The 20273-nt window shown below is 35.4% G+C and carries 18 protein-coding genes and 2 tRNA genes; 10 read left to right on the top strand and 10 right to left on the bottom strand.

Annotated features, from left to right (window positions below):
• The 7 genes from sucC to hemF form a co-directional block, all read right to left on the bottom strand.
• Positions 1 to 1152, bottom strand: a complete 1152-nt coding sequence (gene sucC / locus ABWU50_RS00270) for an ADP-forming succinate--CoA ligase subunit beta (RefSeq protein ID WP_353275907.1) — start codon at positions 1150 to 1152, stop codon at positions 1 to 3.
• Between the two features lie 29 nt (positions 1153 to 1181).
• Positions 1182 to 1382 carry a 30S ribosomal protein S21 gene (gene rpsU, locus ABWU50_RS00265; RefSeq protein ID WP_064125049.1) on the bottom strand — a complete coding sequence of 67 codons (201 nt, stop codon included), beginning with the start codon at positions 1380 to 1382 and terminating at the stop codon, positions 1182 to 1184.
• Positions 1383 to 1537: 155 nt separating this feature from the next.
• Positions 1538 to 1611, bottom strand: a tRNA-Pro gene (locus ABWU50_RS00260).
• 225 nt (positions 1612 to 1836) lie between these two features.
• Positions 1837 to 2523: a 16S rRNA (uracil(1498)-N(3))-methyltransferase gene (locus ABWU50_RS00255; protein WP_353275906.1), complete on the bottom strand. Its 687-nt coding sequence runs from the start codon at positions 2521 to 2523 to the stop codon at positions 1837 to 1839.
• Positions 2524 to 2551: 28 nt separating this feature from the next.
• Positions 2552 to 2623: transfer RNA gene (locus tag ABWU50_RS00250), tRNA-Glu, on the bottom strand.
• A 45-nt stretch (positions 2624 to 2668) separates the two neighbouring features.
• Complete coding sequence (locus tag ABWU50_RS00245; RefSeq protein ID WP_410542063.1) at positions 2669 to 4000, bottom strand: hypothetical protein; 1332 nt, start codon at positions 3998 to 4000, stop codon at positions 2669 to 2671.
• A 48-nt stretch (positions 4001 to 4048) separates the two neighbouring features.
• A complete protein-coding gene (hemF, locus tag ABWU50_RS00240; protein WP_353275904.1) occupies positions 4049 to 4873 on the bottom strand; it encodes an oxygen-dependent coproporphyrinogen oxidase in 825 nt (274 codons plus the stop codon).
• Positions 4874 to 5033: 160 nt separating this feature from the next.
• On the opposite strand from hemF, the gene ABWU50_RS00235 reads away from it, so the two are divergent.
• From ABWU50_RS00235 to ABWU50_RS00220, 4 genes are all read left to right on the top strand, one after another.
• Positions 5034 to 7514, top strand: coding sequence for a response regulator (locus ABWU50_RS00235; protein ID WP_353275903.1), 2481 nt, complete (start codon positions 5034 to 5036; stop codon positions 7512 to 7514).
• A 90-nt stretch (positions 7515 to 7604) separates the two neighbouring features.
• The gene (locus tag ABWU50_RS00230) at positions 7605 to 8447 is read left to right on the top strand and encodes a ParA family protein (protein ID WP_264687980.1); all 843 of its coding nucleotides are present in this window, start codon (positions 7605 to 7607) and stop codon (positions 8445 to 8447) included.
• Positions 8444 to 9295 (top strand): ParB/RepB/Spo0J family partition protein, encoded by an 852-nt coding sequence (locus ABWU50_RS00225; RefSeq protein ID WP_353275902.1) that lies wholly within the window; start codon positions 8444 to 8446, stop codon positions 9293 to 9295. The genes ABWU50_RS00230 and ABWU50_RS00225 overlap by 4 nt, the downstream gene beginning before the upstream one ends.
• 546 nt (positions 9296 to 9841) lie before the next feature.
• Entirely contained in the window at positions 9842 to 10033 is a 192-nt protein-coding gene (locus tag ABWU50_RS00220; protein ID WP_353275901.1) for a hypothetical protein, read from the top strand.
• Positions 10034 to 10471: 438 nt separating this feature from the next.
• Here ABWU50_RS00220 and ABWU50_RS00215 read toward each other — a convergent pair whose 3' ends face one another.
• Positions 10472 to 10795, bottom strand: coding sequence for a TrbC/VirB2 family protein (locus ABWU50_RS00215; protein ID WP_353275900.1), 324 nt, complete (start codon positions 10793 to 10795; stop codon positions 10472 to 10474).
• A 135-nt stretch (positions 10796 to 10930) separates the two neighbouring features.
• Between ABWU50_RS00215 and ABWU50_RS00210 the strand changes: the two genes are divergently transcribed.
• The 5 genes from ABWU50_RS00210 (at position 10931) to ABWU50_RS00190 (ending at position 17711) form a co-directional block, all read left to right on the top strand.
• On the top strand, positions 10931 to 11746 hold the full coding sequence (locus ABWU50_RS00210; protein ID WP_265015758.1) for a YihY/virulence factor BrkB family protein: 816 nt from the start codon (positions 10931 to 10933) through the stop codon (positions 11744 to 11746).
• Complete coding sequence (locus ABWU50_RS00205) at positions 11733 to 12488, top strand: SDR family oxidoreductase (RefSeq protein ID WP_353275899.1); 756 nt, start codon at positions 11733 to 11735, stop codon at positions 12486 to 12488. The genes ABWU50_RS00210 and ABWU50_RS00205 overlap by 14 nt, the downstream gene beginning before the upstream one ends.
• 76 nt (positions 12489 to 12564) lie before the next feature.
• Entirely contained in the window at positions 12565 to 12720 is a 156-nt protein-coding gene (locus ABWU50_RS00200; RefSeq protein ID WP_353275898.1) for a hypothetical protein, read from the top strand.
• An 86-nt stretch (positions 12721 to 12806) separates the two neighbouring features.
• A complete protein-coding gene (gene carB / locus ABWU50_RS00195; protein ID WP_353275897.1) occupies positions 12807 to 16109 on the top strand; it encodes a carbamoyl-phosphate synthase large subunit in 3303 nt (1100 codons plus the stop codon).
• A 129-nt stretch (positions 16110 to 16238) separates the two neighbouring features.
• A complete protein-coding gene (locus ABWU50_RS00190) occupies positions 16239 to 17711 on the top strand; it encodes a hypothetical protein (protein ID WP_353275896.1) in 1473 nt (490 codons plus the stop codon).
• A 296-nt stretch (positions 17712 to 18007) separates the two neighbouring features.
• Here the strand turns inward: ABWU50_RS00190 and ABWU50_RS00185 are convergent, their stop codons facing one another.
• Both ABWU50_RS00185 and ABWU50_RS00180 read right to left on the bottom strand, forming a co-directional pair.
• Entirely contained in the window at positions 18008 to 18817 is an 810-nt protein-coding gene (locus ABWU50_RS00185; RefSeq protein WP_353275895.1) for an SDR family oxidoreductase, read from the bottom strand.
• Between the two features lie 5 nt (positions 18818 to 18822).
• Positions 18823 to 19467, bottom strand: a complete 645-nt coding sequence (locus ABWU50_RS00180; protein WP_309166945.1) for an alpha/beta hydrolase — start codon at positions 19465 to 19467, stop codon at positions 18823 to 18825.
• Between the two features lie 540 nt (positions 19468 to 20007).
• On the opposite strand from ABWU50_RS00180, the gene ABWU50_RS00175 reads away from it, so the two are divergent.
• The gene (locus ABWU50_RS00175) at positions 20008 to 20244 is read left to right on the top strand and encodes a transposase (RefSeq protein ID WP_353275893.1); all 237 of its coding nucleotides are present in this window, start codon (positions 20008 to 20010) and stop codon (positions 20242 to 20244) included.
• Positions 20245 to 20273 lie beyond the last annotated feature (29 nt).

Here is a 20273-nt window from a genome sequence, read left to right as displayed (position 1 = left end):
CTATTTCACCTCTTGTACTATTTTCTGCGCAGCATCGCCCAGTTCATCTGCAGCAATAATATTTAATCCTGACTCTTCTAAAATTCTTTTTCCTTCTTCGAAATTAGTGCCTGATAATCTAACCACTAGAGGAACTTTAATGCTCATTTCTTTTACAGCCGCAACAATTCCACTTGCGATAATATCGCAACGCATTATACCACCAAATATGTTAACCAAAATTCCTCTTACGTTGCTATCAGACAATATGATTTTAAATGCTTCAGTTACAGTTTCTTTACTCGCTCCACCACCAACATCCAAAAAGTTAGCAGGCTCTGCTCCGTAGTATTTTATTATATCCATTGTTGCCATAGCAAGACCTGCACCATTTACCATGCAACCAATACTGCCATCCATTTTGATGTAACTGAGCCCATACTTTGAAGCCTCTATCTCTTCTTTCACTTCTTCATCATAATCACGAAGTTTCATAATTTCTGGGTGACGATATAAAGCATTGTCATCGAAATTAATTTTCGCATCGAGCGCAATAAAATCTCCAGAACTTGTTTCAACCAGTGGATTAATTTCAATTTGGCTCGCATCAGTTGCAATAAACGCATCATATATATTTTTTGCAACATTTGTTATTTTTTCTATTTGTTCTGAACTCAAATTAAAACTGCTGCTTAATTTGCTGCTATCAAAACTTGTAGCAAGATCAATATCAAATTTCACAATTTTTGTGGGAGAATTTTTCGCCACTTCTTCGATGTCCATTCCACCTTCTGAGGAAAATATGAATATTGGCCTACTGAGCTTCGGGTCAATTACCAGGCTTAAGTAATACTCTTTCTTAATGCTTGAGCCTTCTTCAATATATACTCTTCTTACTTGCTGCCCGCTTGGCCCTGTTTGATGAGTAACTAAAGTCATACCAATCATGTCTTTTACAAACTGTTGAGCTTCTTCAGCTGACTTTGCTAGCTTTACGCCACCGGCTTTACCCCTACCACCTGCATGAATTTGAGCTTTAACCACAAACACGTCAGATTTTAATTGACTTACTTGAGTCTTTACTCCTTCTGCAGATATAGTGACAAAACCTTTTGGCACCGGGACATTAAATTTATGCAAAATCTCTTTTGCTTGATATTCGTGAATATTCATAAAACAACCAATGATAAACTATTAAAAAATTACCAACCGTAACGCTGCCTTCTGCATTCTTGCTGGTGCCTCTTTTTTCTCGCTTCAGCTTTCTTTTTAGCTCTTTTTTCTGATTTTTTTTCATGATATTGTTTTTTCATTTTCAACCCTCTTCCTTCCTTTTGAATTGTTTTTTTCAATACTGGAAGAGCTCTGTCTACATCACCATAATGGACTGATACTTCAATCAAACTCTATACCTCCTTCGGTAATCATTTCAAAATTTATTTATAAATTAGAAAATTAACATTGTCAATTATTTTATAAACTTGAGCGTTAAACTGCAATATGAACGAAATGCCTTTAAAAGCTCTAACTATTAAAAGCGTTAAAACTTCTGCTAGCATCGGGGCGGAGAGATTTGAACTCCCGACCCTTTGGTCCCAAACCAAATGCGCTACCAGGCTGCGCTACGCCCCGACTTCTTTACTCAGAGTATCAATAACTCAGGCAAAATGCAAGATTCATTTGTTTATTTTAGAAAAAATATAATATAAGATTTAATATTATTTTAGAATATGTTTTTTATTAGCTCCTCTTCAGTAGCAAACTGCTTCGCAGGCGGCCTATAGAGTTTGTACAGTTAGCGCGTGCAACACTGAATCAGATTTCTCTATGGCCCAAACCTTAGCTATATTTAAAAATCTAGCTACACCAATTGGTGAAAGTTAGTGCAGCAACCACAGCAGTATCGACCCTTAAAATTCTTTTTCCTAGACTCAATTTTTGACAAAACTTATCGGCAAGATCAAGTTCATAAGATGAAAAACCACCTTCAGGGCCAACAATAATAGCAACATTTTTCTTACCTTTCAGCACTTTATCAGCTTTACCTGTTTCATCACATAAAACAAAATTTTTACTCTGGGAATCAGGTAACTCACAAAAGTTAATAGGAGGCAAAATCTCTGGTATACTCATCCTACCGGATTGTTCCGCAGCTTCGATTGCCTGTAATTTTGCTCTACTTAGGTTAATGTTTTTTACTACTGTACGTTCCGTTGAAATAAATTGAATGCAGGTTACTCCCATTTCAGTTGCCTGTCTTACTATGTTGCCTAAAGCACCACTTTTTACCATGGCACAATATAAGTATAAATTTTCCTCATATTGCTGTTGTTTAGTGCATTCTTTGAGTGCAACTTTTGTTAATTTACGCGATATATTAACTACTTCTCCTAACCATTCTCCATCCTTTCCATTAAAAAGAGAGAGATTATCATACTTCTTAAGCCGCATTACATTGCAAATATAGTGACTTTGTTGTGGATTAAGTGCTAAACTCACGCCTTGTGATAAAGCTTCTTCAAAATAAAGCCTAATTTTTCCCATTCAAAACTTTAATTATATTCTACTTGAGTGACTCTTACGGGATTTGAACCCGTGTTACCACCGTGAAAGGGTGGTGTCCTAACCACTAGACGAAAGAGTCAATGCGAATTAACTCAAGTTATATTGATTATGCACATAAAGTCAATTATTTTATGGCGCAAACGTCTTTCTCTATTCCATATTTAATATTCACTGAATTTATTTCAGATTTAGGAGTTTTAGATCCTAATTCTAATTGTTGTTCAACTTTTGTATCGGAATCATAGCCAGAATCGTAGCCAGAATCTCTACGCTCATATTTCTGCTTTATTTCTTCTACACTAAAGCCAGCCTTGGTCTTAATTTTTTGATCATTAGTCTGTTGCTGACTTATCGGCTTATTAGCACTTAGCTTCACTTGCTCTTGCCAATCATTCACTTTATCCTGCACTAACCCATGGTAAGTTCCAGAATTGGTTTTTACATCTTTTGCTTTTTTTTCTGCTCTTTTCTTGGACAAATCTACCCTAGCATAAATAGGTTCTGACGATTGTTCTGGCTCTTTCTGTTTTAGGCTAGCAGGCTTTTTTTGTTCTGAAAGATCATCTATAGTGCAATAAATAGGTTCTTCTGATATACTCAAATAACCACTATCGTCCAATGATGAATTTTCAGTAGATTTTTTATGTGAATCATATATTTCAGCATAAATAGATTTTTCTGATACGTTCAACTCCCCTAATGAGTTACTAACCTTAGTGTCATACACCTCAGCGTAAATAGACTCTTTTAAAAGAAAATTACCATGGCCAGTACTCTTTGACTCATACTCAAAAGTTCTAGGAGGTTTTTTAGGTGGTATTACATTGTTGCTCACCTCAGCATACATAGTTATTGGCTCATATTCAAAGGTTCTAGGAGGTTTTTTAGGTGGTATCATGTTACCAACTGAGTTAGCCTCAAGTTTCAACTTTACTACTTCTTTAAACTCATCAAAACCCTCTCTTTCTTTGAAAATGTTCAATATTTTTTCCTTTTCTGCAACATTTCGAGGCATTGCACCATTTATTACTAACTCACCAAGTATTAAACAACATTTTTCCTTATAGTCTTTGAGATACTCCTTGCCTAGGACCGGCATAACCTCTTTCTCATGAGCAAGTGCTCTTTCGTATTTATAGATTACACTTCTTATACCGTTGCTGCCTATTGCATTAACGTTGGCGCCAGCATTAATAAGTAATTCCATTACATCATAATCAAGGCTTTTTACTGCACATCCTAAAGCCTGATTTAAAGCTTGATTATTATTTATATCAAATGATCCTGTATTCTTGAAAGACATAGTCTTTGAAAAGAATTTTCTAAAACTATTTAGTGCATTGTAGAGACTTAGAGTCAGTTTAACACCTTTTATGTCATTGTTTTTGACAGATTTAATTAAAAAATTATCTATTATACCCATGATTATACCCCCTATATCAAAGCTCACTATCATGGTACAACTTTAAACTATGATGATTTATTTTCTGCTAATAGCAGCTCTCTATAACCACTTAACAAGTGGTGGCATTGACATCATAATTGCATCTGGATTGCCGTCAGTCATTAAACCAAACCTTGTGCCACGATCGTATAACAGATTGAATTCTACATATCTGCCACGTTTTATTAATTGATTTTCTCGTTGTTCTTTTGTCCAAGATTTTTGTATATGTTTACGTATGATGTGCAAATAAATTTCCAAAAAGGCTTCACCTACTGCTTTTGTGAACTCAAAATCATTTCTCCAATTGCCAGAACTCAGATTATCATAGAAAATACCACCAATGCCACGCGGCTCTTTTCTATGTGGTAAGAAAAAATAGTTGTCACATTGCTCTTTAAATTTTGGATAATATCCGGTGTCAAATCTATCACATGTCATTTTGATTGATTCATGAATATACTTGCAATCTTGTTCATTTTTATATATTGGCGTAAAATCCATCCCTCCACCAAACCATTGTTTTGAAGTATATATCAGCCTTGTGTTCATATGTGCTGCAGGGATAAGGGGCGATTGCATATGAGACACTAAAGATATACCGCTTGCCCAAAACTCTCCGTTACTTTCACTTGCACCAGGAATTTCATTAATGGCTGAATCTGCAAATTTTCCGTATACTTTTGAAACGTTTACTCCAACTTTTTCAAAAACATTGCCAAAAATAATTGTAGATTCACCACCTCCACCACCTGGGCGATCCCACTTTCTTTTTTCGATCTTTGGCTCTGCGGATGATTGTTTTTCAATTAATAAGAAAGATTCTATGATCTTATCTCTTAGTGCACAGAAACACTTAAATGCTTGTGTTCTTTGTTTTTCCATAATATCCTCTCGCTAGCTTATTAACATTGTTATATCTGATATTTAAGGAACTTAATTAGATTTGGATGATAATTATCTATCAAAGACGTTAATAAATCTATAATAATTAAATCAATATAATAAAACATTTTCGTATGTACAAAGATGCCAAGTAACAATAATGAATAAAAGATACATAGATAACAAAAAAGAGAACAGGGTTGATTTCATACTAAGAAATTATGGAATGTCAATTGTTGTGATGGCAGTTATTATGCTCTTACCTCCAGTAGCAATATCGATACTCTACTTTTTTGATATATATAGTCAGCATATTAATATAGAGATTAATTTATTAGTTAGCATTCTAACAACTCTCTTTATGATATATAATGTAAAACGCTACAGACACCTACTTAATACTATAGAATTTCAAAATGCAATATTTGCAAATGCACTAAATCATAATACAGAATTTTGCCTTATTTTACATAGAGATGAGGGTATTATTTATGCTGATGCAAGGTTCTACGAAAGGTTTAAAGATCATATAGATGATGACATTACGTTAGGCAAGATTTTTGAAATAGGAGATGTTTCAGAAGAAGACAAAAAAGTACTCTATCATGCACTAAAAAATAACTCTTCTGTACAAGTATGCATTTCCTTAAACAAGAAGAATAGAGTATCTAACTTTCTTTTGCTCTTTGAGCCGATACCAGATAATCCCCAAATTGCTATAAATAGTAATAAGATTTTAAATTTATCATTAGTGCCAATAGCAAGGCCAGATGGGTATTTTGTGTTAAAAGCAACACAGATAAACAAGGAGCAGATATATGAAGAGTTAATAGAAAAACACAGTATAGGAACTTACATTGCAAATGCCAAAGGGGTGATTTTATCTGTAAATAAAAGATTTTTAGATATATTTGAACTGAAAAAACTGGAAAAAGGTAGCTCAATCAGTGATTTTATATCTCAATCTAAATATAACAATACAACAACCGATAATGAAATTTTGTTTTTTACTATAAGTGGTATTCCATTCAAGGCTTATATGAGCACTGCTATATTTTGTGATAAATACAACCATAGCTATATATATGGCTTTATAACACCAACCGAATCAAATATTGTTGATTATCAATTACACCCTTGTTTTGCAAATTCATCAATTGCTATTGCACAATGTGACATAAACGGCAACTTTGTAAAGAAAAATACGGCACTAATAAAGCTTGCAGGGTCAGATAATAATTCAATCTTTACATTGATATTAGATAGTTATCATGTGAAAATACGTGAATATTTTTCGAGTAATAGAATAAATAATGCGTCCTTTGATGTACAGCTCAACGGCGATAATAACATAAAAATATATTTCAATAAGTTTCTTCATAATAAAATGATCTTCATACTTTGTTATTTTATTGACAATACTGAACACAAAAACCTAGAGATAAAGCTTGAGCATTATCAAAAGATGCAAGCTATAGGGCAGTTAGCAGGTGGTATTGCGCATGATTTCAACAATATATTGACTGGGATAATAGGATTTTGCGATTTGCTTTTACTCCAACATTCAGCTGGTGATCCATCTTTTGGAGATATAATACAGATACAGCAAAATGCAAAGCGTGGATCAAATTTAGTAAGACAATTGCTTGCTTTTTCAAGAAGACAGACCTTGCAGCCAAAAATTATTGATGTAAATAGTACTATAGCTAATCTTTATGAAATGATAAAAAGATTAATAGGTGAAAATATAAAGTTTAATATTTATTATGGTAGAGACTTGGGTGCTGTTAGGGCTGATCAAGGGCAATTAGAGCAAGTTATACTTAACTTAGCAGTCAATGCTAGTGCTGCTATGGAAAAGGGCGGAGAATTAACTATACGAACCTTTAATCAAAAGATTGACTCATTAAATTCTACATCTCAGGACATGTTTTCTCCAGACAAGGAAACGATCGAACATGGAAATTATGTTGTGATTGAAGTAATTGATACTGGATGTGGAATGACAAGTGATACAATTGAAAAGGCATTTGACCCATTTTTTTCTACCAAAGATATTACCTCTGGTACAGGTCTTGGCCTCTCTACTGTATATGGCATTATTAAACAAACTGAAGGATACATCTATGTTGCTAGCAAAGTAAATTATGGAACTAAATTTAGCATATTTTTGCCCATGGTTTACATATCAGATGAAAATCTGATAGAGGAAGATAGTGAAGAAATAGAAAGACCGGTAGTAAGTGAAATTAAAGGTAATGGTATAATTTTATTGATTGAAGATGAAAATTCAGTAAGGGAATTCATCTCTAAAGCACTCAAAAGAAAAGGATTTGATGTAATAGAAGCGAGCATAGGCAGCGAGGCGCTAGAAATAATCAGTAAAAAAAATCAACACATAGATCTAATAATCACTGATGTAATCATGCCAGAGGTGAGTGGTCCAGAAATAGTTAAAGAAGCATTGATCCATAGGCCAAATATCAACGTTATTTTTATTTCTGGGTATGCAGAAGATGCTTTTTTAAAGAGTGATGACATCAATATAGAAGATTTTCACTTTTTGCCAAAACCATTCACTCTGAATGAATTAGGAAACAAGGTTCAAAGTGTGTTACACAAAGCAAAAAAGACAGTCTAATTTTAGTGTGATTAGCAACAAAAAAATTTTCTAATGCAAAAGTTTCTTGCATATATACAATAGAATTATTTTATACATAAGATAAAAGGCGTGAGCAAGATTATTGCAATAGTAAATCAAAAGGGTGGAGTTGGCAAAACCACAACTAGTATAAATTTATCGACAGCCTTTGCTGCTGTGGGAAAAAGCACTTTATTGGTAGATCTTGATCCTCAAGGAAATGCTAGCACCGGACTCGGGATTTCTTATCGTAGTAGGGAAGAAAAAAATATATACAAAATACTACTGAGCAGAGAAAATAAATTGATAGAATCGGCAATTTTCAATATAAAGGAAATTCCAAATTTATCACTAATTTCGTCAGTAGTTGATCTGTCAGCTGCAGAAATTGAATTATCGCAACTTGAGCGAGGAAAATTTGTGCTAAAAAGCGCATTAGAGAAGATACGCGATAATTATGAGTATATAATCATCGATTGCCCTCCATCACTTGGGCTTCTAACCATAAATGCTTTGACTGCTGCTAATTCTATTATTGTTCCTCTTCAGTGTGAGTTTTTTGCTCTGGAAGGATTAAGCCATTTAGTTAAAACTGTAGAACTGATAAAAAGGAATAACCTAAACCCTTTTTTGGCAATAGAAGGGATCGTGTTAACAATGTATGACAGGCGCAACAAACTCAGTGAACAGATTAAAAACGATATTTGCCAGTATTTAAATGATAAAGTATACAAAACTATCATCCCATTGTATGAGACTGTTATTCCACGTAACGTACGGTTATCAGAAGCGCCTTCTCATGGAAAACCCGCTATTGTGTATGATCTTAAGTGTCCTGGTGCACAAGCATATATAAGTTTGGCAAGGGAAATTTTAAAAAAGCACGCGAGCAGTTGTAAGGAGAAGAAGCTAGTGAGTGAGGGCGTGGTATGAAGGATGATAGACGCCTCGGCAGAGGTCTTGCCGGCCTCATAGGCGATAATTATGATAATAAAGAAGATCGACAAGAGTATTTGCCTATTTCATTACTGCACCCAAGCAAATTTCAACCGAGGAAACATTTTGACGAGGAGTCATTAAGAGAACTTGCAAATTCGATAAAGAAAAGTGGCATTATACAGCCTATCGTGGTACGCAAAGATTCAAATGATGATGGTTACGAAATAATAGCTGGGGAACGTCGTTGGCGAGCAAGCAAGATTGCAAATCTTGATAGTGCACCCGTTATCATAAAAGATCTGAGCGACAAGGAATGCTTGGAAGTATCCATTATTGAAAACATACAAAGGCAAGATATTAATCCAATAGAAGAAGGTGAAGCGTATAAGAGACTGATAGATGAGTTTTCCTATACACATGAAGAATTAGCTTCAACTATAGGCAAAAGCCGCAGTCACATAACCAATATGATTCGGATGTTGTCACTTCCTGATGGAGTAAAAACAATGATCAACGAAAAAAAGCTATCTATGGGCCATGCAAGAGCGTTGATTAATGTTGAAAATGCGGAAAGTATTGCAGAAAAAATAATTTCCCAAGGCTTAAGCGTTAGGCAAACTGAAAAATTGATAAAAGACTTACATCAAAGTAACAACCAAAAAGAGCAGAGATATACCAAAAATCAAGATATGGCAGCACTAGAAGGTGCTATATCTTCTCAACTTGGTTTAAAGATCAAAATTAATGACAGTAATTCTAAGGGTAAAGTTATGATACAGTATAATAATCCAAATGAATTGAATTTAATATTAAAAATTTTAAATAGGAAACTTGAGTGCTAGTAGAGCAAAAAGATAATATAAAATACAACTGTTGGTGTCACCCAAGTAGCATGGAGAGACAAAAATCACTTGACAAACTCTGCCAGCCCCCTTATCATAACAGTGAAGCTATTGTATTTGCTTTCGCCAATCTGCAGATTAAAAGGTAAGGATTACTTAATGTATCGGCGTCTTATGTTCAATTTTTTGCAGTATATAGATACTGTATGTCTTTACAAAACTTCATCTACATCTAGATTTTTATCTAAATAAGCTGAACGCGCTTATAAAGTGTTACAAGACATCAAAAAATGCCAATACTCGACAAAGATAGTAAAGGACTAGCTAACTCGGGGTTTCTTTGCCTTTTTTTCTGCTTGGTAAATTTCTTAAACATTTGCAGCGTAGGTTAGTTGCAATTAAAAGCAGCTTAATCTCGCTTTTCAAGCGTTTAAAACATAAAAAACGCCAATATTTTAAAGCGGATAATAACCACGGGGCTTCTTTTGCCTTTTTTTTCGTTTGGTAAATTTCTTAAATATTTATGGCTAAAAGAGACCAAGAGAGGTGTCATTCCAGTGCTCCTTTCTCGTCATCCGAGTAGCCCCTATGATGTCATTCCAGCGCGTGACGCTGGAATCTAGTTCTTATTGTACATTTACTTGGTGTAGAGTTAAGTTTCCTGGATCCCAGTGTCTGGGCACTGGGATGACAAAAAAAGGAGCTACTCGGATGACAAAAAAAGGAGCACTGGAATGACAGGAGAAGGAGGCGCTGGGATGACAAGAAAGGAGCACTGCCATTATAGAGTGAACCAGTGTCAGCTACTCGGATGACAAAAAAAAGGAGCACTGGAATGACAGGAGAAGGGGCTACTCAGATGATACTATTATAGAATGAACCAGTGTCAGCTACTCGGATGACAAAAAAAGGGGCACTGGGATGACAGCTACCCTGACAACCGTCATCCCGCTGCTTGTTAGCCGTTATCTAGAGATACCGTGACGGTATGACGGTTTGCGGTGACATGACGATAAGGTTTATACCTTGTCATTCCAGCGCGTGACGCTGGAATCCAGACTTTAACTGATATGATTACAGAAAGAGAATTTATTAGGTAGTCATAGACACTGAAAGTGGTAAGACTTACCACTTTCAAGTAAAGAAAACTACGTTTTGTGCCTCCAATAATTTCTATTACTTAGGTTTATCTATTACTGCACCATCTTTACATATCACACTTCCTGGTGTGATTTTTGAAACGACTACAGGAGCGCCAAAAAACACAGCAGTAAATGCACCGAGTGCAAAAAGCGCTGGCCACGGCATCCTGCCGAATATTGCAAGCAACGCTGCACCAATTATCACTATTGTGATCATTGGTCCACCTATGCCATGAGTATAGCCTATTATATTGCATATCACTGATGATGTTGTATCATCTTTATCAACAAAAGTAGTAGCATTTGCATCAAACGCAAAGGAGAGAATTAAAGCTACAAGTAGAAGAAAATTTTTCATTACGCCTCCTATAATTTCTGTTTCATATTTGATTATCTATCACTTTGATTAAATTTAAGTAAACGGTAAGGATTTTTTGCTTAAAAGTATCCTTTATTTCATTTAGAATACTTTTCTTGGTTCGTTTATATTACAGTGCTACAGAAATTTTACAGCATCGTTTATTGCCTTTATCGTGCTTTGATTGACACAATTCATAATGATGGAGTGGAGCATGCAGGGTATCTATCATTTTTAATCCTGTTATCGATATTCCCTTTTCTTATTGTTTTAATGGCTGTGGCGTCAACATTCGCAAATTTCTTAGACCAGTATAACATTGGCTGGGTATTTATCATTGATAACATGCCACAGGATATTTTGGCATCTTTAATGCCGCGTATCAGAGAGATAATATCAGGCCCGCCGCAAAGCTTACTAACTTTAGCAATTGTAGGCGCTGTTTGGACCGCCTCGTCAACAATTGAAGGGCTAAGAACAATATTGAACAAAGCTTATAAAGTTCCGGTTTCGCCACCTTATATATTAAGAAGGTTGTTAAGTATACTACAATTTTTAGTGATCACGCTTATTATAACTCTAACTATAGTGTTCTCTACATTAGTGCCAATGCTAATTGATTTTTCCTATCAGGGGATTAGTTATACTAAATATCTCCTCATTGAATTTGTACTTTTCACAGTAGTCTCTTGGCTATATTTTATGTTGCCAAACATAAAACAAAATTTATCAGACGTCTTTCCTGGATCTTGTGTGGCTGTTATTCTTTGGACAATTTCTGCTTCAGCTTTCAAGCAATACTTAAAAGCTTCCTTTGATCAACTGAATTTGATATATGGAAGTTTAGGTGGTATGGTAGTGTCATTACTATTTTTTTATATGCTAAGTTTGATTTTTATATATGGAGCAAAATTTAATTTTCAGCTAAAATATTTCAATGAATCTCGCTAAGGAGAAAGAAATGAGTAAGTTAGAAGGTAAAGTAGCTTTAATCACCGGAGCTTCAGGTGAAATAGGCTCTGCTGTTGCAAAAAGATTTGTAAAAGAAGGTGCATGTGTGATTCTGATTTCAAGATCTCTTGATAATCTCAAGCCACTATATAATGAAATTGCAGAGCTTGAAGAATTTAAAGAAGGCTCTGTGAAACTAATTCAGCTTGATCTTTTAGACTTTGAGAATGTAAAGATACTGACAAACATGATAGAAAGCCTGAAATTATCAGAATCTGGAGCACTTGATATATTAGTTGCATGTACTGGAATTTTAGGCAAATTGAACCCTATTCACGACTGTGAGATTGAAGAGCTACAGAACGTAATGAATACAAATTTTACTGCCAATTGGTACTTACTAAAAAACTTAGATCCAATGCTAAAGAAGTCTAATGCTGGAAGAGTGATATTCATGACCTCAGAGGTGACACTTTCTCCTTCCTCTTATCCATATTGGATGCCGTATGCTGCAAGTAAAGTTGCACTAGAAATAATGGTGCAGATATATGCATCTGAGACAAAACATACAAAATTATGTGTAAATGCTGTATACACGAAAGGACCTGTGGGTAGTGAGCAGGCATTTCCTGGATCTGAATTGGTGTCACCTGATAAACTAACAGACAAATTTGTGGAGTTAGCTTCTAACGATTGCAGCGTATCAGGAAAAATCTTACCGCTTAGCAAATCTCCCGAATAAATTACACTAGAAAGGATGTCATCCCAGTGCCCAGACACTGGGATCTAGTTTTTAATTTAACATAATCAAGAACGTTGTGTTTTACTTTTATGCTTACCAAATTAGTTTACAATCAAAGTTTCCTGGATCCCAGTGTCTGGGCACTGGGATGACAGGAGAAGAAGGCTACTTGGATGACGCCCTCCTAGTGGGCTCAAATCACAATGTTCGTACAGTTATGCGTCAAGCCTAAAAACAGTTAGCTAATAGGTTTAATAAAAATTCACATATACAGGAAAGATTGGTAACATTATTTGAACAGAAATCGTTATTGTAATTATGCCAAAACGTACAGATATAGAATCTATATTAGTAATAGGAGCAGGCCCAATAGTTATAGGTCAGGCATGCGAGTTTGATTATTCCGGAACGCAAAGCTGTAAAGTATTAAAAAGTGAAGGTTATAAAGTCATTTTGGTTAACTCCAACCCCGCAACTATAATGACAGATCCTGAGTTTTCTGATGCAACTTATATTGAGCCGGTACTGCCTGAAATCATAGAGAAAATTATAATTAAGGAGATGCCAGATGCAATATTGCCAACAATGGGAGGGCAAACAGCACTCAATTGCGCAATAAAACTTGCAGATGATGGAGTGTTAGACAAATACAATGTAGAATTAATAGGGGTAAATAGAGAAGCAATAAAAAAAGCAGAGGATAGAGAGTTATTCCGTCATTCCATGGATAAAATAGGGCTAAAATACCCCAAAAGTATCATTATAAAAAATCAAGAACAAATAAGAAAGGCTTTGGATTACATTGGATTACCAGCAATCATCCGCTCGTCATTCACCCTTGGTGGTGCAGGTAGCGGCATAGCATACAATAAAGAGGAGTTTTTCAATATTGCAGAAAGTGCTCTCAAAATTTCGCCAATAAATGAAGTTCAGATAGATGAATCAATTATCGGCTGGAAAGAATATGAAATGGAAGTTATCCGTGATTGTAAAGATAACTGCATAATAGTCTGTTCGATAGAAAATATTGATCTAATGGGAGTGCACACCGGAGATAGTATCACGGTTGCTCCTGCTTTGACTCTGCGTGACGTAGAATACCAACAGATGAGAAATGCATCTATAGCAGTGCTAAGAGAAATTGATGTTAGTGCCGGTGGTGCAAATGTTCAGTTTGCAGTGAATCCTAAAGAAGATGGAAGCCTCGTTGTGATTGAAATGAATCCAAGGGTTTCTCGCTCTTCTGCACTTGCTTCAAAAGCAACAGGTTATCCTATTGCAAAAGTTGTAACTAAACTTGCTATCGGCTATTCACTCGATGAGATACGTAATGATTGCGCTCCAGTTATACCTGCTGCATTTGAACCAGTGATTGATTACATCGTCACTAAAATTCCTCGTTTTGAATTTGAGAAGTTTAAGGGGACGAATTGTGAACTATCAACTTCCATGAAATCAGTGGGGGAAGTGATGTCGATCGGCCGCACTTTTAATGAGTCGCTGCAGAAAGCTTTTCGCTCGCTTGAAACTGGGCTTACGGGACTTAATGAAGTATTTCCTGAAAATACTGATATTGATCACATCAGATCTCAATTAGCAAAATTGCTGCCAAACAGATTACTGATTGCTGCTGACGCAATGCGTCATGGAATAAGCATAGAAGAAATAAATTCGATTACAGGATATGACTTATGGTTTTTGCAGAATATACAGCAAATTATATTAGCTGAACAAAAAATCAAGGAAACCGGCCTTCCTGAGACTGCATATGAAATGTTAGAGCTGAAAAAAATGGGGTTTTCAGATGCAAGATTGGCAAAATTAAGCAATAAGAAAGTAGAGCAAATTGAAGAAATAAGAAAAAAATTTGGCATTAAACAAGTTTATAAGCGTGTAGACACCTGTGCAGCTGAATTTGAATCGAGCACTGCTTATATGTATGGCTGTTATGAGGGTAACACAATGATGTCATTCCAGCGCGTGACGCTGGAATCCAGAGATAAGGAAGAATGGATCCCAGTGTCAGCTACTCAGATGACAGAGGGAATGGAGTGCGAAGCAGATGTTTCTGACCGAGAAAAGGTTGTCATTTTAGGAAGTGGTCCAAATCGCATTGGTCAAGGTATTGAGTTTGATTATGCATGCGTACATGCAGCTTCTGCCGCCAAAGAAATGGAGTATGAAACAATAATGATCAACTGTAATCCAGAAACCGTTTCAACTGATTATGATACCGCTGATCGTTTATATTTCGCCCCACTGATTGCAGAGGATGTGCTTGAAATACTAAGTAAAGAGCAAGAAAATGGCACACTGGTTGGTGTAATAGTTCAAATAGGTGGTCAAACACCTTTAAAGTTAGCCAAAGTGCTTAACGAGAGAGGTTTCAAAATTCTGGGAACTTCGTTTGATTCTATTGACCTTGCAGAAGATCGCATGAGGTTTAAAAACCTTGCTTTGCAACTTAATTTAAAACAACCTGAAAGTTCTATCTGCCATTCAGTAAAAGAAGCGTTAACCAACGCAGAAAAGGTGGGGTTTCCACTAGTAGTCAGGCCATCATATGTCCTCGGCGGTCAGTCTATGTCGATTAGACACGATACTCAGAGCTTTAAAGAGTATGTCTTGAATCAAACCAAAATTTTTGAACACGGATCGCTGCTTCTTGATAAATTTTTAGTCAATGCAGTTGAGGTTGATGTTGATGCTGTGTGTGATGGGAAAAAAGTTTTCATTGCAGCGGTCATGGAGCATATTGAAGAAGCTGGTATCCACTCTGGCGATTCAACATGCTCAATACCGACAAATACATTGAGTGACGAAGTAATAAAAGAGATCGAGCTCCAAACTGAAAGAATAGCTCTTGCACTAGAAGTGAAAGGTCTGATAAACATTCAGTTTGCTGTTCAAGAGAGTTATGTATACATACTTGAAGTAAATTTACGAGCTAGTCGAACCGTTCCTTTTATTTCCAAGGTAATCAATATTCCTATTGCAAAGCTTGCCACTCAGGTTATTTTGGGTAAAAATTTGAATCAGGAAAACAAGCCTTTCAATCATTTTGCAGTTAAAGCTGCTGTTTTTCCATTCACGCGTTTTTCGGGAATTGACACTCTACTTGGTCCTGAAATGAAATCAACAGGAGAAGTAATGGGAATTGACTCATCGTTTGAAGCTGCACTTGCAAAAACGCACATGGCTGCAGGATACAAGTTACCAATAGAAGGAACAGCTCTGGTTTCAGTAAAAGATGATGATAAAGAGTATATATTGCCTGTTGCACGAATGTTGAAAGAACTGAGTTTTGAAATATATGCAACCAAAGGCACAGCTTTATATCTGAATAATAACGGCATTGCTGCAAAAGCTGTAAATAAAGTGAGAGAAGGCAGACCCCACATAGTTGATATGCTCAAAGATGGAAAAATAAATCTAGTAATCAATACTTCAAAAGGTGTGAAATCAGTCTCAGATAGCAAAGATATCAGGAGAACTGCTATTTTGCAAAATATAGCTTATAGCACCACAGCTTCTGGGAGTAAAGCGTTAGTGCTTGCAATTCAATATGTAAAGAATAGCAAATTGGAAGTGAAATCATTACAGCAGATACAAAACGTTTAAATGCCAAACGAAAATAATTCATTACTCTATCTCAAAATTGTGGTAGAGTAATGTAAGTCAAATTTTTTTACTGACTTGCCTATGTATTACGGTATTTGTTAAAGAATTATTGAATAACGGTTATGCAACATGAATAAGGTAAAAAGGAAACGAACTCAATTTTATCAGCCTTATCCATTACGTAAGACGAGGAAAACAGAAGCAAAAAATACCCAAGAATTATATGATCCAACACTAACTGATATTAGGTTAGGCGAAAGTGATAATCAACAAAGTTTTGGAAGTAATATAAAAGATCCGATGGAGTTCTCTCGCAGTGATTTGTCAAACAAAACAGATGAACACGAAAGTGATAATCGACTACAGAACTTTAGTGATTATGATTCATATGATAGTTCTGCTGATGGTAATCAGACGCCTTGTACTGAACCAAGTGATTGGGACTCAAATTCGAGCTGTAGTTCAGGTTATTCTTATTTTCCGGAAGGCGGCTCACTTTTAATGGATCTAGAAATACCATTAACCGAAAATGAAGAGAAGCTGATTGATGAATTTTGTAAGGAGATGAAAAAGGTGGAAGAAGAAAATAACAAAGGAAGTGCTTTAAGGCTTGTTCGAGACATAACAAATAAATATTTAGGGAAAGGGATAAGACTAAATTCATGTTATGGTGATCGTTATAGAACTGTAACAAATTTGATATTTGAAGAAATAATAGATGTTATTAAGAATGAAGGCCTATGCCCTAGCAGTAAAGCGCATGCATTGAGAGGTCAGGATGTTTCCTGTAACAATGAAGATCAAGATGATGACAACACGAATGAAGCACTGGAAGATGGTAATTTAGACATCATAAGAAACACCATTAGGGATTTATTGTTAAAAGGTGGGAAAATAGAAAGAGGTCTTTTCGATAGTGGTGAGCTAGGACATGTAACTTCTGATTCTGATTATGTAAATGATCTCTTTGCACAATGTAAGGAAATTGAAAACGATCTAAAAAATGTAGCATATGAAAGTATTGTAAACAAAAATAAGCAAGCTCAAAAGGACAAATTAGAATTAAAAGTAGAGATAGATAATGAGTGCTTTTGTATAAAATATCCACAAGATAGTACTGTTGGAGTTGCAAAAATCCTAAGCAATGAAAAGAATAAAGGTTTAAACTTAAGAGTTGGTATACTGCAAATTGGGAAAAGTATAGTAAGAGTTGAAAGCTACAAAGGAAAAAGAAATTATCTGGATGTTTGTGAGCAAGGTGTAACATTATCTTTTGATAGTGAAGCAGGAAAAATCAGTATTCATCTAAATCCTAAGGAAAATAGTAATGAAATAGAAGTAAAGATTGATAAGGAGAGCGAAGCAAGGCTTAAAGAGTTAGAAGATAAGGGGAAAAGTTTAGGAGAAAACTGTCTTTTAGGAGGAAAAAGCGTTCTGGAAGCTATACGAGATGGAAATTTTGAAAGAAATAGAAGTATTATACCAACTAGCGTAATTGAACAGCCAAATACTGCAACGAATACTCCACGATCTCACCTAGAGAACATTAGTCTGAGCGGACACAATTACAGAACTAAACGTATTGATTCAAGGCATGGCTAATGTGCAAATATTGAAGCAAAAGTGATCAGTGCTTGACACTGCTCTCCTTTGTCATCCCAGTGCCCAGACACTGGGATCCAGGAATTTTATTAAGTTGGTGAGCATAAAAATAGCTGTTTTACGTTAAAATACAATGTTTTGATGATTATGGAAAGGCTGGATTCCAGTGTCAAGCACTGGAATGACACCATTTGTTGTAAACTTACTTTTTTCTTGATTTTTTGGTTTATCTCGCCTACCTATTTTGCCACTTTGCTGAACGGATACAACTAAACAATAGGTCTATCTACTTCATTCTAATGTGATTTCAGTTTTTTTACGTGCAAACTCTCTAATCCCACCTTATAGTTAGGATAAATTAGAGAGACATTAAGATCTTTTTTAATTTTAACATTACTTACTTTTTTTGACCCTAAATAAAAACTCTGTGCATAATCTGGTAAGGAAGAAACCTCAATTGGCTCTGGAGGACTAACATTGAGAAGTTTGGCTGCATACATTATCACTTCAGATTGTGTAGTGGGTAAATCATCTGCACAATTGTACACTTCACCAGGTTTTATGTTTCGCATGGAAGAAAATAGAATGTTTGATATATCTTCAACGTGAATACGAGAAAAAAAATGCCCTTCCTTTTTCACATTTTTTGCTTTGCCAAGCTGCAAGTCAATTAACACGTTCCTACCAGGACCGTATATTCCAGCTAAACGAAAAATATGTACAGGCAGTTTGCTATTCAGCCACTTCTTTTCAGATCTAAGGCGCTTTTCTCCTCTGATTTCTATAGGTTTTGTTTCAGATTCCTCATTCACCCAATTACCAGAGTAATCACCATAAACGCTAGTTGCAGACAAATAACCAAACCATTTAACATTTTGCAGGCAATCACCATATCTCTCCATAACATCATCACCATCTGGAGGAATAGAAATTAAAACGTGCGTTGCGCTTTTAAGCAGATCTTGACTAACTTTCTCATAATTAAAGAGGATTACATTTTGTATATTTTTACTTCTTGATGTGCCACTGACTTTCCAACCTAAGTTCAGCAGTTTTTTCGATAAAAATTTAGCCACATATCCATAACCAAAGCAAAACAAGTGCATGAAAATTAATTTTTAAAATTCTTCTTGATAAATTCTACTCCTAATTTTATCCCCTCTTCATTAATAATATGCCCTAATGCATGAATTGGGTGCCCTTCAACATTTATTCCATTTTCTTTCAAAGCTTTAACCGCCAAGTCGAGGGACGAAAAAGGTACCACGTCGTCAGCATCACCATGGATAACACATATGTTAGGTTTTGACTTGATCTCTGGTGCAGTTTTTGAAGGTGAAAGAAACCTACCAGAGTATGCAACAACTGATGCACAGGATTGAGAGCGGGTGAGAGCTGTATGTATTGCAAGCATTGCTCCTTGAGAAAATCCAACCAAAGAAAGTTGCGTATCTTTTAAATTAAGCTCCTTTAATTTTGTATCAATGAAATGATTTACAATTGATGTAGCATTTTTTACTCCATTATATAGCGCTTCCTCACTACGATCTTCCAAGCTGAACCACTGATAACCATCACCTATTTCTCTTTCAAACGGAGCATTGGGTGCTACAAAATATGACTCGGGTAAAAACTTGCTCATAACTTTAGCAAGGTGAATGAAATTATCGCCACTTGAGCCCCAACCATGTAAAAAAATAATCAAATTTTTCTTATTTCCGCCTGCACAAATTTCTTGGCCTTTAAGTTCAATCATTTCTTTTCTTTTTGCATTTATATTTTTATTTAACACTAATTTTCAAATTTGTAAAAACATACTGTGATTGCTGTTGAATGATGGAGAGACATACTCCATTATTTTATACCTATAGCTAACTGAAAAAAGGTTACCTCAGAAGGGATAAAAAGGTATAAAATGGCTTTGGAATAAGTGCAATTTGGTATAGGTTAAAACAGCTAAAAATAACCTTAAAAAAAGTCACATTCTATCAAGAGCGCAATCAAGAAGATAGGCAGCAATTTATCGATAAAGTCTCAAAAATAGACCACTGTAGCATTTTATATATAGATGAAGCAGGAGTTGATAATAGACTATACCGAGAATATGCATGAGCTCCAAGAGGAGAAAAAATATATGCTGATGTTCCAGGAAAAAAGTGGGAAAGAGTGAGTATAATAGGTGGATGGATTAAAAAGAAGTTTATTGCATCAATGACCTTCACAGGAGGGTGTAATAAAGATGTATTTAATGTATGGTTAGAGCGAACCACAATTGCAGCGTAATACAACCATAGTTATGGATAATGCTACATTCCATAAAACTCCCAAAACAAAGTCATTAATAGAGTCTTTTGGCTGTCATTTGCTTTATCTTCCAACATATTCACCTGATCTAAATCCGATAGAGCATTGTTGGCACACCATCAAAAGTCGCCTCAGACCTCTAATGCATCAATGTACAGACTTACACCTTTTAGTTGGTAATACCATTTTAGACGTTTATCATTCGCTTTTGAAAATACTATACTTGTAGAGAAAAAAGAATAGATGATGATCCTAAAT

The organism is Wolbachia endosymbiont (group A) of Pipizella viduata, assembly GCF_964028555.1.
Taxonomy (GTDB): Bacteria; Pseudomonadota; Alphaproteobacteria; order Rickettsiales; family Anaplasmataceae; genus Wolbachia.
Note: the sequence above shows the minus strand (reverse complement) of the source record. Positions and strands in the feature narration are given on the sequence as shown.

Excerpts from the sequence above, each read along its gene's own strand:
- ABWU50_RS00235 (WP_353275903.1), top strand. The coding sequence starts at position 5,034 with ATGAATAAAAGATACATAGATAACAAAAAAGAGAACAGGGTTGATTTC.
- ABWU50_RS00245 (WP_410542063.1), bottom strand. The coding sequence starts at position 4,000 with ATGATAGTGAGCTTTGATATAGGGGGTATAATCATGGGTATAATAGAT.
- ABWU50_RS00215 (WP_353275900.1), bottom strand. The coding sequence starts at position 10,795 with ATGAAAAATTTTCTTCTACTTGTAGCTTTAATTCTCTCCTTTGCGTTT.
- hemF (WP_353275904.1), bottom strand. The coding sequence starts at position 4,873 with ATGGAAAAACAAAGAACACAAGCATTTAAGTGTTTCTGTGCACTAAGA.
- ABWU50_RS00180 (WP_309166945.1), bottom strand. The coding sequence starts at position 19,467 with ATGATTGAACTTAAAGGCCAAGAAATTTGTGCAGGCGGAAATAAGAAA.
- ABWU50_RS00185 (WP_353275895.1), bottom strand. The coding sequence starts at position 18,817 with ATGCACTTGTTTTGCTTTGGTTATGGATATGTGGCTAAATTTTTATCG.
- ABWU50_RS00255 (WP_353275906.1), bottom strand. The coding sequence starts at position 2,523 with ATGGGAAAAATTAGGCTTTATTTTGAAGAAGCTTTATCACAAGGCGTG.
- carB (WP_353275897.1), top strand. The coding sequence starts at position 12,807 with ATGCCAAAACGTACAGATATAGAATCTATATTAGTAATAGGAGCAGGC.
- sucC (WP_353275907.1), bottom strand. The coding sequence starts at position 1,152 with ATGAATATTCACGAATATCAAGCAAAAGAGATTTTGCATAAATTTAAT.
- ABWU50_RS00205 (WP_353275899.1), top strand. The coding sequence starts at position 11,733 with ATGAATCTCGCTAAGGAGAAAGAAATGAGTAAGTTAGAAGGTAAAGTA.
- ABWU50_RS00190 (WP_353275896.1), top strand. The coding sequence starts at position 16,239 with ATGAATAAGGTAAAAAGGAAACGAACTCAATTTTATCAGCCTTATCCA.
- ABWU50_RS00225 (WP_353275902.1), top strand. The coding sequence starts at position 8,444 with ATGAAGGATGATAGACGCCTCGGCAGAGGTCTTGCCGGCCTCATAGGC.
- ABWU50_RS00175 (WP_353275893.1), top strand. The coding sequence starts at position 20,008 with ATGGATAATGCTACATTCCATAAAACTCCCAAAACAAAGTCATTAATA.